General features: G+C 69.7%; 15 protein-coding genes. 8 read left to right on the top strand and 7 right to left on the bottom strand.

The window, feature by feature from the left end; genetic code table 11:
• Nucleotides 1-466 precede the first annotated feature (466 nt).
• On the top strand, nt 467-1,279 hold the full coding sequence (locus ACFQ4H_RS09380) for a hypothetical protein (RefSeq protein ID WP_377569268.1): 813 nt from the start codon (nt 467-469) through the stop codon (nt 1,277-1,279).
• A 177-nt stretch (nt 1,280-1,456) separates the two neighbouring features.
• Here the strand turns inward: ACFQ4H_RS09380 and ACFQ4H_RS09375 are convergent, their stop codons facing one another.
• Nucleotides 1,457-1,639 carry a DUF397 domain-containing protein gene (locus ACFQ4H_RS09375; RefSeq protein WP_377569283.1) on the bottom strand — a complete coding sequence of 61 codons (183 nt, stop codon included), beginning with the start codon at nt 1,637-1,639 and terminating at the stop codon, nt 1,457-1,459.
• Entirely contained in the window at nt 1,636-2,475 is an 840-nt protein-coding gene (locus ACFQ4H_RS09370) for a helix-turn-helix domain-containing protein (protein WP_377569266.1), read from the bottom strand. Before ACFQ4H_RS09370 ends, ACFQ4H_RS09375 begins: the two co-directional genes overlap by 4 nt.
• 259 nt (nt 2,476-2,734) lie before the next feature.
• Between ACFQ4H_RS09370 and ACFQ4H_RS09365 the strand changes: the two genes are divergently transcribed.
• Nucleotides 2,735-3,055, top strand: a complete 321-nt coding sequence (locus ACFQ4H_RS09365) for a hypothetical protein (RefSeq protein ID WP_377569264.1) — start codon at nt 2,735-2,737, stop codon at nt 3,053-3,055.
• Nucleotides 3,052-3,462 carry a hypothetical protein gene (locus ACFQ4H_RS09360; RefSeq protein ID WP_377569262.1) on the top strand — a complete coding sequence of 137 codons (411 nt, stop codon included), beginning with the start codon at nt 3,052-3,054 and terminating at the stop codon, nt 3,460-3,462. Before ACFQ4H_RS09365 ends, ACFQ4H_RS09360 begins: the two co-directional genes overlap by 4 nt.
• A gap of 47 nt (nt 3,463-3,509) precedes the next feature.
• Here the strand turns inward: ACFQ4H_RS09360 and ACFQ4H_RS09355 are convergent, their stop codons facing one another.
• Complete coding sequence (locus ACFQ4H_RS09355) at nt 3,510-4,235, bottom strand: alpha/beta fold hydrolase (RefSeq protein WP_377569260.1); 726 nt, start codon at nt 4,233-4,235, stop codon at nt 3,510-3,512.
• Between the two features lie 157 nt (nt 4,236-4,392).
• Between ACFQ4H_RS09355 and sigJ the strand changes: the two genes are divergently transcribed.
• From sigJ to ACFQ4H_RS09335, 4 genes are all read left to right on the top strand, one after another.
• Nucleotides 4,393-5,277, top strand: a complete 885-nt coding sequence (sigJ, locus tag ACFQ4H_RS09350) for an RNA polymerase sigma factor SigJ (protein WP_377569259.1) — start codon at nt 4,393-4,395, stop codon at nt 5,275-5,277.
• Nucleotides 5,278-5,346: 69 nt separating this feature from the next.
• Nucleotides 5,347-5,682 carry a PadR family transcriptional regulator gene (locus ACFQ4H_RS09345; protein ID WP_377569258.1) on the top strand — a complete coding sequence of 112 codons (336 nt, stop codon included), beginning with the start codon at nt 5,347-5,349 and terminating at the stop codon, nt 5,680-5,682.
• Nucleotides 5,682-6,626 (top strand): HAAS signaling domain-containing protein, encoded by a 945-nt coding sequence (locus ACFQ4H_RS09340; protein ID WP_377569257.1) that lies wholly within the window; start codon nt 5,682-5,684, stop codon nt 6,624-6,626. The genes ACFQ4H_RS09345 and ACFQ4H_RS09340 overlap by 1 nt, the downstream gene beginning before the upstream one ends.
• Nucleotides 6,627-6,703: 77 nt before the next feature.
• The gene (locus ACFQ4H_RS09335) at nt 6,704-7,318 is read left to right on the top strand and encodes a TetR/AcrR family transcriptional regulator (protein ID WP_377569256.1); all 615 of its coding nucleotides are present in this window, start codon (nt 6,704-6,706) and stop codon (nt 7,316-7,318) included.
• A gap of 71 nt (nt 7,319-7,389) precedes the next feature.
• Here the strand turns inward: ACFQ4H_RS09335 and ACFQ4H_RS09330 are convergent, their stop codons facing one another.
• Nucleotides 7,390-8,040 carry a LuxR C-terminal-related transcriptional regulator gene (locus ACFQ4H_RS09330; RefSeq protein WP_377569254.1) on the bottom strand — a complete coding sequence of 217 codons (651 nt, stop codon included), beginning with the start codon at nt 8,038-8,040 and terminating at the stop codon, nt 7,390-7,392.
• A complete protein-coding gene (gene eccB, locus ACFQ4H_RS09325; protein ID WP_377569253.1) occupies nt 8,037-9,497 on the bottom strand; it encodes a type VII secretion protein EccB in 1,461 nt (486 codons plus the stop codon). The genes ACFQ4H_RS09330 and eccB overlap by 4 nt, the downstream gene beginning before the upstream one ends.
• A gap of 98 nt (nt 9,498-9,595) precedes the next feature.
• Here eccB and ACFQ4H_RS09320 point away from each other — a divergent pair, with 98 nt between their 5' ends.
• Nucleotides 9,596-10,780: a type VII secretion protein EccE gene (locus ACFQ4H_RS09320; RefSeq protein ID WP_377569252.1), complete on the top strand. Its 1,185-nt coding sequence runs from the start codon at nt 9,596-9,598 to the stop codon at nt 10,778-10,780.
• A 2-nt stretch (nt 10,781-10,782) separates the two neighbouring features.
• On the opposite strand, the gene eccD is transcribed toward ACFQ4H_RS09320, so the two are convergent.
• Together eccD and ACFQ4H_RS09310 are read right to left on the bottom strand one after the other, a co-directional pair.
• Nucleotides 10,783-12,159: a type VII secretion integral membrane protein EccD gene (eccD, locus tag ACFQ4H_RS09315; RefSeq protein WP_377569250.1), complete on the bottom strand. Its 1,377-nt coding sequence runs from the start codon at nt 12,157-12,159 to the stop codon at nt 10,783-10,785.
• Entirely contained in the window at nt 12,159-12,458 is a 300-nt protein-coding gene (locus ACFQ4H_RS09310) for a YbaB/EbfC family nucleoid-associated protein (protein WP_377569248.1), read from the bottom strand. The genes eccD and ACFQ4H_RS09310 overlap by 1 nt, the downstream gene beginning before the upstream one ends.
• Nucleotides 12,459-12,469: the final 11 nt, after the last annotated feature.

Here is a 12,469-nt window from a genome sequence, read left to right as displayed (position 1 = left end):
AAGCGGGGCAGCTCGACAGGATGCTCAGGGCAGCAGGCCAAGGGTGGCCGCCACCTGTTCGGGCACTCAAAGCCGATCTTGAGAAAAGCGACAACGAATTACGCGACACTAGAAGCATAAGCGGAATTCCGCCTAGCCGTCGGCGACGCTGGTATGGCATTGCCAACTGGGCGCGAAGCTCTTTCAGTCGAAGGTTGAGCCGCTAATATTTCAGTTAGGGCCTGCGTCGAAGTCGGTTACAGCCATTCGTTGATGGCAGCGAGGTGGATGGTGGCTTCGTAGTGTGCTGCGAGTTTGTCGAAGCGGGTGGCCGCGGCTCGGTGGCGTTTGAGTCGGTTGATGCCGCACTCCACGCCATGGCGCTGCTTGTAGATCTCGGGGTCGAATTCCGGCGGCCGACTAGCGCGTAGACAGACACTCGGGGCGCGACCCACTTCGTGTCCCGGGTGTCGCGTGGTAGACCCAGATGATGCTGCATACCTGCTGGGATGCCCTTTCCGAACCGGTCCGCGTCGCCGTCACCGAGCAGACCGGCAACATACGGTCGGCTTCGCAGGTCGGCGCAGGTTCGACTTGCCAGCTCGCAGAGATCTTGCACACCAGGCAAGGTCCGATCTTCTGCAAGGGCGTACGAACCGATGCCGGCAACACCTGGATGCTGCGGAACGAGATCCGCGTCAACACTCTCCTACCGGCTGGCGTGGCCCCCCGTGTTCTATGGCAGGTCGAGGCCGACGGCTGGTTGCTCGCCGGGTTCGACCTGGTGCCGGGCCGGCATGCGGACCTGTCCCCCGGCTCCCCCGACTTGGTGACGGTCGCCGACACCCTGAGCCTCCTTTCTGGCTTCGTGCCGTCGGCACCAGTGCGCCCGTTCTCAGCCCGTTGGCAGGGACGCATCGCGCCCGAGGTGATTGACGGTGAGGTTCTGGTGCACACCGACATGTCACGGCGGAACTGGCTGGTTGACGGCGGACGGGCACGGTTGGTGGATTGGTCGACGCCGGCAACTGGTGCTGCGTGGATTGATACCGCGCTGATGGTGATGCGTCTGGTGCGGTATGGGCACAGTCCGGCGGAGGCAGAGGCGTGGGCGTCTCGGGTGCCGGCGTGGAGTGCGGCCCCGAAGGAGGCGGTGGCCGAGTTCGCGGTCGCCCTGCACAGGTTGTGGCGTGAGCGTCAGAATGCGGTGCCGTTGGGGTGGCGGGGTCCGCTGGTTGAGGCCACCAAAGCATGGGCAACCTACCGATCCAGGCGTGCTACCCGGGTTGTGTTGCGCTAGCGGCTCCCACTCGCTCTTCAGTGGCACTCGCGTACCCGACAACCAAGATCCGTAAATCAGCGGTATCGGGACCAGGCGAGTAACAGTGACGGAGCCACCGTCAGTCCGTCACACGAAAACGCCCCCGTTCCGGTCGACCGGTCCGGGGGCGCTATGAGGCTCTTGTCAGTGCTGTTGTCAGTGCTGCTTCGCCAGCTCGACGAACGCCTGCCAGGCCGTCGGGCCGAAGGTCAGCGTGCCGCCGTCGCGGTCCTTGGTATCCCGGACGAGCACCACACCGGGCAGATTGTCGGCAACCTCGACGCAGGTGGCCTCGCTAGATCCGCTGCGGGTGCTCTTGCGCCACTGCGCGTCGGTCAGGTCCATGTCTCTGCCGCCCCTAGAAGATGCTCGATTGACTGTGCTGGTGTCAGGGCCTCGCCGACAATGCTCTCCCAGTCGTTGCGTGCGGCCAGAAGGTCGTCCGGGTGGTCCGTGAACTCTCCCTTGCGACGGTTGTCCAGGAAGGCCACATCGTCGCCATGCGAACTGGTGGCGATGACGAGTGGCCCCTCCAGGCCAGGATACTCCTCGATGCCCGGTGGAACGATCTGGATTTTGACCCGTGGCGCGTTGGTCGCGAGGTTGGCCAGGTGCAGCACCTGATCGTGCATCACCTTGCGCCCGCCTACGCCACGACGCAGGACATTGTCGTCCAGCACCACCCAGAGGTACGGCGGATCGTCGCTCGTCAAGACCCCTTGTCTCGCCAGTCGCCTGGCCACCCGGGCTTCCCGCTGCTCTGCGCTGACGCGTGGGTTGACCCCGAAAATGGCGCGGGCGTAACCCTCGACCTGAAGCAGGCCGGGCACGAGCGCCAGCTCGAACCAGCGCAGCATCCGCGCGGCCTGCTCGTGGACTACCCAGTCCTGCACCCACAGCGGTGGCAGATTCGCCGCAGCCTGTAGTTGCTCGGCCAGTCGCGCCAGCAGTCCGCCCGTCCCCAGTGCCTCATCCGCCTTGGGCAGATAGCCGTGCGGCGGTCGCCGCGTACCGGCCTCCACGGCGGCCACCAGGGACGACGAGTAGCCCATCCGCCGCCCCTGTTCCTCCTGCGTCAGCTCGGCACGCTGGCGGGCATGCCGCAGCTCGAATCGAAGAAAATCGCTGGATGTGGCATTGGAGGTGCCGCGTTCAGGAGTTCGTTTTTCGCTCACGTTCTACAACCTCTCCACAATGTGTCCACACGGGACCACGAAATTCGTCGGCGTGGCGTGTAGCGCAGCACAATCGGAGCGCTCCAACGGCACCACTAGCGCACAGGACTTCCGAGAGTAGCCGTTCGGACACCAACATGTCTCTATCGGATGTGAGGGCGCGGCAACGCCACAAGAAATGCATCCGGGTTGGGGCCACTGCCCGCCTACCCCATTGGTCCGCGCGGTGGCCCTTCCTATTCCATGATCAGGAGGCGACGTGTTCAGCGGTGATTTCGAGTTCGTGCCACTCGACCCGGCCGACAAAGAGGAACCCACGACCGACATCCCCGCCGGTACCCGGCTCTATCTGCACCCCGACGACTGGTACCACCCGAACGGCAACGACCCCACCTACTTCAGATACGTAATCGTGTCGGTAGCCCACACCGACACCGCCACCGCGACAGAAACCTCCGTGTGGATCGTCGGACACGAACTGAAATGCACCAGCCCGGACACCGAAAACCACACCCCGTGCGTCGAGATACGGGTAAAGCGAGACGCAATCACACGCTCGATCAGGGCAGCCACGAAATGAAACCAACCTTCGTGCAGGTGTTCAGCCAACCCCCACACGAGGCAGAAAAGCTACGCCGAGAGCTGACCCAACTGGTCCAACGCGGCGACACGATCGTCGTACCGCAGGGGCAGTACCGCGACACCGGCCCCGACTACGACCACCCGCCCAGGGTCCTACGCCTACGGGTACACGACACCGGATCGATCACCGTCATCGACGGGGAAATCATGGCCCTCGTGGGCGGCTGGGACGACGAACCACCGCCCTACCCGTCCGGCCCACGGCTGTACTACGTCTCCATGACCGCCCTGAGAACGGACGGCACCGTAACCAGACCGCCGACAACCACACCCACGACTGGCCCACCTACCGAGGCTGGACCTGGCTCGACGGATACCAGCTCAACGCAGCCGGGGACGCAGTAGAGCGACGGCCGATTTTCGTACGCCTTGGCCTGGAACCACCGGGCCGGTCATGATCTGACAGGCGGGGTGGCCAGTTCCGTCACGATCCCGGCGAGGGCCTCGACCTCGACGAGACAGTCGATGTGCCCACGACGTGGCAGCACCACGAGACGGCCGTCCCGGCAGGCATCCAGGAAGTGTCGCTCGTCGGCCCGGAAGTGGTCGCGCGCGCCGTTGACCAGGCAGACCCGACCCGGGTACGCGGACAGCAGGCCGAGCACGTCCAGCCGGGTCACCCCGTCGACGACCTGTGGCAGCACCTCGCAGGACAGTCCACCCGCGACCATCGCCCCGGCCAGCGGCGCGGGCAACACCCGGCGGAAAGCCCGTACGCTGAGCCGGTTGCCGACCTCGGGGTACCAGCCGGCCAGTCGGGCGACCTGGCGGAACAGTACGGCGAACGCCCCGACCGGACGGGCGGTGCAGCCGACGGCGACCAGTCCCGCCACCCGGTCCGGGTAACGGCCAGCCGTGGCGATTCCGACGTAGCCGCCCAGGGACAGCCCGACGACAAGGGCCCGGCCGCCGAGTTGGTCGATCGTGTCGGCCACGACCTCGACCGCCGCCTCGACGGTGAACGGTTCACCACGTCGACGCCCGTGTCCGGGCAGGTCCGGTGCGGCTGACGGGTGGTGCTGCCCGACCACCCGGATCAGTGGCTGCCACATGGTGCCGCTGACCCGTAGGCCGTGCACGAACACCACGGGCAGCTGAGCGCCTGCCTCGACATCCATCCGTTCCTCCCCCGCCGACGGGTTCTGCTGCTTCGACCGTAGCGACGGGAAAGCCGAATTGCAACGCAACGTTGCGTTGTGATCCACCAAGGCTCGTCACACCGACCGGCTTTCGTTCGTCACTGCACTGACGGACCCGACGAAGGAGATGCGACCGATGGACGAACCCGACTTCCTGGCGGACCGGTTCGAAGCACACCGCAGCCACCTGAAGGCGGTCGCCTACCGGATGCTCGGCTCGCTCAGCGAGGCGGACGACGCCGTCCAGGAAGCGTGGCTACGCCTCAGCCGTCCCGACACCGACGACGTGGAGAACCTGGCCGGCTGGCTGACCACCGTCGTCGGCCGGGTGTGCCTCGACATGCTCCGTTCCCGCAGCTCACGGCGCGAGGACCCGATACCCGAGCAGCTGCCGGACCCGCTCATCAGTCACACCGACGCCGTCGACCCCGAACACACGGCCCTGCTGGCCGACGCGGTCGGGCTGGCGCTGCTGGTCGTACTCGAGACGCTCAATCCCGCCGAACGACTCGCGTTCGTACTCCACGACATGTTCGCGGTGCCCTTCGAGGAGATCGCTCCGATCGTCGGGCGTACCCCGGCCGCCGCCAGGCAGATGGCCAGCCGCGCCCGCCGCCGGGTGCAGGGGGCGGCTCCGGCCCCGGACCCCGACCTGAACCGGCAGCGCAAGGTGGTCGACGCGTTCCTGGCCGCCGCACACGGTGGTGGCTTCGACGCGCTGGTCGCCGTCCTCGACCCCGACGTGGTGCTGCGCGCCGACACCGGCCGGTCCGGCGCCGGACTGCGGGTGGTCCGCGGGGCGACGACAGTGGCCGGGCAGGCGATCACCTTCCGGCGGTTCGGCAAATTCCGCTCGACACCGGCGCTGGTCAACGGAGTCGCCGGGCTGGTCAACACCGCCGACGGCCAGCCGGTTTCGGTCATGAGCTTCACGATCACGAACGGAAGGATCAGCGCGATCGACATCCTCGCCGACCCCGACCGGCTCCGCCAGCTCGACCTGGCCATCCTCGACTCCTGACCAACTAATGGATCTCGCACAGCAAATCGCACTAGACATTAGTGTGCAGCACACAGTATCGTGTCTCCTGTGACCGCAGAAGAACTGATCCTCAGTCAGGCTCAAGAGCTGCGTCGCGGCACGGTCGTGCTGGCCTGCCTCGCCCTACTCGACGAGCCGCAGTACGGCTACGCGTTGCTGGAGACGCTCAACGACGCCGGGGTCACCGTCGACGGCAACACCCTCTATCCGCTGCTACGCCGCCTCGAAAAGCAGGGCCTGCTCACCAGCGAGTGGAACACGGACGAGTCCCGCCCACGGAAGTTCTACCGGGCCAGCCCAGAGGGCTCCCGGGTACGTGCCGGCCTGGTACGCGAATGGCAGGACCTCGTCACCTCGATCTCACGACTGACCAAGGAGAACTGATGAGCACGAACACGCTGACCGAGCGGTACGTGCACGAGGTCGTACGGCGGATTCCGGCCGACCAGCGCGACGACGTCGCCGAAGAACTGCGTACCACCATCGCCGACACCGTCGATGCGCGCGACTCGGCCGACCCGGCGGCAGCCGAGCGCGAGGTGCTCACCGAGATGGGCGACCCGATCCGGCTCGCCGCCCGCTACGCCGGCCGGCCACTCGCGCTGATCGGACCCGAGCTCTACCCGGCGTACGTCCGCCTGCTGAGGCTCCTGCTCTCCACCGTGCTACCCGTGGTCACCGCCGTCATCGTGGTGATCGACGTACTCGACAACAACGACCTGGGTTCAGCGATCGGCAGCGGCATCGGTGCGCTGCTCACCGTCGGCGCGCAGATGATCGCCTGGCTCACCGTGGTGTTCGCCCTGATCGAACGGTCCCGCCACCGCAACGAGGTGCTCAAGAGCACCGAGGAGTGGACGCCCGACCAACTGCCCGAGATCCGTAAGACGGACAAGGGCGGGGTAGAGGCAGTTGCCTCCGCAGCGTGGCACACCGCGCTGATCGGGCTGATCGTCTGGCAGTCCACCGCCAAGCCGTACCGGACCGACGACGGTGACCGACTCCAGGTGCTCGACCCGGCGCTGTGGTCGGGCTGGATCTGGCCCATCCTGGCCGGTCTGGCCGCCCTCGTGGTGCTCGATCTGGTCTGGTTCGCCACCCGCAAGTGGACCGTCCCGCTGGCCACGCTGCACGCAGTCGCGCAGGTTGTCTTCGCGCTACCGCTGGCCTGGATCCTCTACCAGCAGAAGTTCTTCAACCCGGAGTTTCTGGCCAGCTTCAACAAGGACTGGACCGTGCCGGACGCCTTCTACACCGTCGCGGTGCTGGGCGTGCTCGTCGTCGCCGGCAGCGAAATCGTGCAGCGCTTCCGCCAGACGCGCGGCTGACGCCACTACTCGAAGGATCACCTGGTACTCCAGCGCCGACTCGAAGCCGAGCGGCGCTGGAGTACTAGGGTGACCAGGTGATCGACGGCACCGGGAAGGGCGCACCGGGCACCGGGCAGCGCGAGCGGCAGCGTGGCGACGGCCCGCGCCGGCAGCGGGAGATCTTCGACGCCGCGCTCAGCCTGCTGGCCGAGAACGGCTACGAACGACTGACCATCGAAGCGGTCGCGGAACGCGCGACCGTCAACAAGACCACGATCTACCGGTGGTGGCCGTCCAAGGCGGCCCTGCTCGGTGCGGCCCTGATGGGGACACCGACGCTCCGGTTCGACGTACCCGACACCGGCAGTCTGCGAGGCGACCTGGAAGCCCTGGTCGAGGCGATCCTGGCCCTGCTGACCAAGCCCCCCGCCGCCGACATCGCGGTCGCGGCCCTCGCCGCCGCCGCGCACAGCCCCGAACTCGCCGCCACCGCACGTACGTTCTTCGCCGACCGGCTGGCCCGGGAGAACCCTGTCTTCGAACGTGCCGCCGCCCGGGGCGAACTCCCACCCGACACCGACCCGACCCTGCTGGTGGACCTACTCGCCGGGGCCGTGTGGGTACGGGTGGTCCTGCGTCAGACACCGGTCGGGGAGGACTTCGCCCGGCGTACCGTCAGCTTCGTCCTCGACGGTGTCCGACCCGGCTGAGCCGGGCGGTGCCGGCCGCCGTCCCCGGTCCCGGAGACGGCACAGCGAGCGATCCTGGACGTAACAGCCGGTCAGCGGTCCGGGGCGGGCGCGACGATGCCCTCCTCGATGGCCAGCCGGGTCAACTCCGGCCGCCGTCGCCGGCCCGTCTTCTCCCGGATCCGGTCCAGGTGCGAGCGGACCGTACGGACGCTGATCGCCAGCGCGTCGGCGATGTCCTGGTCCCGTTCGCCAGCGGCCAGCAGCGACAGCACCTGGCGCTCCCGGTCCGACAACGGCACCCGGTACACCGTGCCCCGGTTACGGGCGGAGTCCAACAGGATGGACGCCAGCGTCGGCGAGACGTACGTGTTGCCAGCGGCGATCTCGCGTACGGCCCGCAGGATCTCGTCGGCATCCGAGTCCTTGGTCAGATAGCCCCGGGCACCGGCCGCGATCGCGCCCAGCACGTCGGCCTGGTCACCGTGGGCCGAGACCACCAGCACCCGGTGGCCCATGCCGGTGACCGTGACGACCGCCGCCGAGTCGTGCACCCCCGGCAGCTTCAGATCGAGGATCACCACCCCGCCAGCGGGCTGCCGATAGGCGGTGAACTCCTCCACCGAGCGCGCCGTCACACTGACCCGTACGTCCGGCGCGTCCCCCAGCGCCCGGACCAGCGCGGCCCGGTAGAGCGGATGATCCTCCACCACCGACACCTCGATGGTCGACGTCCCGGTCACTGTCCCCCTCCCGTCGCCGTCGTCACGGGCACGACCCGCTGGGCACCCGCCTGGTCCAGAACCGGGCCGGTCGGGAAGAGCGCCAGCACGGACGCCGGCACCGGGGTCGGTCGTACCGCCCCGTAGCCGAGCGCCTTCAGCGCGTCGCCGTTCGGCACCGGATGACGTATTCCCTGGTCGGTCAGGAGATAGACGGTGCCGAGGCCGGCCTGTGGCGACGGCTGCTCCCGGACCACCGCGGCCCGGCCCGCCGGTACGTACACCGCGTCGGCCCGTGCCCCACCGCCCGCCGTGACCGGCTGCGCCCCGGCAGGTACGCCGATCGAGCCGGCCAGTCGGACCACGGCCCGACCACCGTCGAGGGTGGTGCAGGCGGCAGCCCCGTCACCCGGCTCGACCGGTCGGGCCAACCGGGCCGGATAGCCGGTGGTCGTACCGGACTCCGAAGCGGTGGCCGAACCGGAACCCGAGTTGCCGGCGATGACCACCTCTGCCAGGTCGACGGCGGGCACCGGCACCTCACGGGCCGGTCCACCGGTGTACGCCGCCCGGTTGGCCGGGTTGCTCAGCACCAGTGCCGCCTCGGTCTGGCTGATGGCCACGATGCCGTCGGCGCGTACCAGGTAGTAGCGGTCCTCCGCACCGACCGTCGTCGCGGCCAGCACCTGCCCGACCCGGGTGTTCCGGGAACCGACCTGCGGCCCGTCGGTACCGGCCCTCGGCACCGTGATCAGTCGCAGGTCCGGCCCCACCGGCACGGCACTCAACCAGGCCGCGCTGACCGGCAGCGGGCGGACAGCGTCGTACCCGAGCGCCATCGCCGTCACCGCGTCGGTGATCCGGTGCCGCTGACCGGCCACCACCGCGTACCGGATGCCGCCGGGCTCGACCACGACCAGGGCCGCCCCCGAATCGACCGGTACGCCGGTCGGAGCCACTCCGGCCAGGGCTGTGGTGGTCGGCGGGGTGCCCGCCGGCCGCCCCTGGACCGCCTGGACGCAGACGGTGAACGGTCGGGTGAGCAGTTGTTCCTTCGCCGGCAACGAGGCCGGTGCCCCCGGAATGCCCAACGGAACCCCGCGCGGGGCCGCCGCCATGGACTTGCGGGACACCTGGCGGGTGGCCGTGCCGTCACCACCGGCCAACAGCCGGGCCGAGGTGTAGTTGAGCATCGGATGCAGCAGCCCGTCCGAACCCATCACGAACGCGGCACCGGTCTCCTTCTCGATCACCACCTGGCCGGGCTTGCGCCAGTCGCTGTTCGCGCCGGGACGCAACAACCCGTACACGCCGAATCCGGCGGTCACCAGCAGCGCCGCGGCGGCCCCGAGGGCACAGCCGATGACCAGCCGCCGGCTGGGTGACACGGGATGGTTGGCGTCGCCGACCTGCAACGCCGAGACGAGCCGGCGACGCAGGAACTGGTACGCCTGCAACTGGTCCCGCTGCGTCCACATCAGATCGTCTCCCGGGTGGTGTGGCACCCGTCCGGTGCACTAGAAATACGGGTGCAAGGTATAGCCAGCCGGCAATGAGTCGCCGAGAGGACCGTGCCATGCCCACTGCCGTACCGGCCGTAGAACCGGCCAGTTCGTCCGAGCCGACCGTCCGCCCCGGACCCGTACCGCTGCCGGCGCCGCCGGTCGGGCGGCGTCGCTGGCTGGGCGTACACGCCGGACAGGTCGCGTTGTGGCAGACGGCGGCGCTGGGTGCGGTCGCCGCCGGCGGCCCGTTCGACGCGGTGGGTGGCACCGCCACCGGGCTGGCCGCACTCGTCGTGGCCGGCACCGGCGTACGGGTCCAGGGCCGATGGTTGCCGGAGTGGGCGCTGGTACGCCGCCGCTTCCGGCGTCGGACCCGGCATGCGCTGCCTGTGCTGCCTGCCCTGGCAACCCGTACGCATGCCGACCGGGCCGGCAATCGGGCCGGTCTGACCGGCGACGGAAGGTCCTGGAGTGCCCTGCTGCGGGTCGACCCCACCGGCGACCTCGATGATCTGGTGCGCCAACTGTCGGCCGGCTACGACGACCCCGACCTGCCCCTGTCCGGGCTGCAACTCGTCGACTGGACCTCGCCCATCACCGGCCAGGCGGCCCGGTGGCTGGCCATCCGGATGGACCCCGAGCACGCGTCCCGGGCCGTGGCTGCCCGTGGCGGCGGGCCGACCGGCCTGGTCCGGGCCACCGGCACGGCCGCACTGCGCATCGCCACCGAACTGCGGGCCGCCGGTCACCAGGCGACGCTGCCCGACGGCACCCAACTGCGCGACGAATGGGCCGTGGCGCTCGGGGTCGACCCCCGCCGGGCGGACGAGGCCAGCACCGAGCACTGGCGCTACTGGTCGCTGGGCATGCTGCACCAGGTCTGCTACCGGCCCCGCCGCTCGCCCCGGGGCTGGACCGAGGTGGGCCGGTTGCTGCGCCAGCACGGCCAGGCACCCGCCCTGGTCAGCGCGGTCTCGGTGCGGTTGGACCGGCAGCGCGGCGGTGGCACCCGTACCCGAATGCTGGTCCGCCTCGGTGTGCCCGCCGGCCCGACTCCCGAGGCGGTCGCCGAGGTGGTACGGCAGGCCACGGCCGGATTCGGGGGAAAGCTGGTGCCCCTGCACGGCGCACACGCCGTGGCAGCCTGGGAGACCCTGCCACTGGCCGGCCTGCGGCTGCCCCAGCCGACCCGGCCGATCCAGCCGGCCCAACCGGACCGGCCGACCCAACCGTCGCACGCGCGTACCGCGCCGTAGCCTCAGCCACCCCACGCGCGTACCGCGCCGTAGACGTCGAGCACCGCGCCCGCCACCGGAACCAGGCTGACCAGTGCCAGGAACTCCACCACGTCCAGCAGCCGACCCCAGTACGGCGACGGCGAGCCGGCCGGTGCGCGGACCGCGTACGTCGCGCACACCACGCCCACGAAGGCCAGCAGTCCGGCCAGCAGCAGCCGGGTACCCGAGTCCCCGGCCAGGCCCACCCGGACCCCGGCACCGAGTATCGAGGTGGCCCCGGCCAGCAACAGCACCGCCCGCTGGCCGATCCCGACGTAGGCCCTGGCCCGCAGCACCAGCACCGTACCGGCGAGCCCGGCCAGCGCCCACGACCACCGGTCACCGGTGATCAGCAGCACGCCGGCGCAGCAGGCCACGATGGCCGCCAACGCGCACAACAGACTGGTCAGGATCCGCTCGGCGGCATCGGTGTCACCGACCATCTCCGGCCCCAGCGTCGGGGTCTCGTCCCGGCGGAACGCCTCGACGTCGGTCGGCACGCTGGGCAGCGGCAACCGGCCGAGCCGCAGGGCCAGCATCGGCAGCACCGGGCTGGCCATCACCGCCGCACAGCAGACGATCGCCGCGACCGAGGCGGGCCCGGCCCCGGTGAGCAGGATCGCGAAGGCACCGAGACCACCGACAGCGGCGGCGACGGCGGCTGCCGCGAACCGCTGTTCGGCCACCACCACTGCGGCCAGCGCGGCGTACACGGTGGCCGCCGTGCCGGCCAGGGCCAGCCGGCCGGAGGTCAACGCCAGTGCCGGTTGGCCGTCCGGGGCCAGTACGGTGAGCCCGGCGACCAGCGCGGCCGGCAGGCCACCGATCGTCACCACCGCACCGAGCCCCCGGTCACCGAAGGCCCGGGACAGCGCTCCACCGGCGATCAGCAGTGCCAGGGCGAGCGCCCCGGACAGCAGCGCGACGGTCGACGCGGACAGCCCGCTGAAGCCCACCGCCACGGCGACGGCGGTGAACGCCAGTGCACCGACCGCACCGCCGACGTTGCGGGACGCCGTCGCCCGCCACACACCGGGCCGATCGGCGGCGGCACTGGCGATCGCGTCGACCACGTCGTCGAAGAGCATCGGGGTGGCCCGCCGGTCGACGACGCTGAGGTAGAGCACCTCGCCGTCGCGGATCCCGGCACCGGTCACCGTGACGGCGCTGTCCAGCGGTGGCCCACCCAGGCGACGCAGCTCCCAGCCTGCGCCACCTCCCCGGTCAGCGTCGGTGCTGAGCAACCGGACCAGCTGCGGCACCAGCTCGGCCACGGTGCTCTGTACCGGCAACGACACGTCCAGGCGGGAGTGCGGTGCCACCACCGTCACCCGTCGGGGTGCGATCGTGGAGAGCACTACTCGGCCTCGGTCAGCAGCGGCCCGTACTTCGCCTCACTGGCGGCGGCCAACTTGGCCAGCCCGTTGTTGACGGCTTCCAGCACCAGTTGGCCGATGGTCTGCGCGTCGTACCGGCGGAGCACCTGCGGGTCGATCGACACGTCGGTGAACCGGCCGTCTCCCTTGAGTTTCACGGTGACGTCACCGTTGCCGGCGTACCCGGTGATTTCCATCGCCTCGACGGAACGTTGGATGTCCTCGATGCGCTGCTGCTGCTCCCGCACCTGCGCCATCAGTTCCTCGATCGCCGGTTCCATGCCTTCCTACC

Origin of the sequence: Micromonospora sonneratiae (assembly GCF_042679305.1) — a bacterium.
GTDB lineage: Bacteria > Actinomycetota > Actinomycetes > Mycobacteriales > Micromonosporaceae > Micromonospora_H > Micromonospora_H sonneratiae.
The sequence above is the reverse complement of the archived record's forward strand: the minus strand, read 5'-3'. Positions and strand labels throughout refer to the sequence as shown.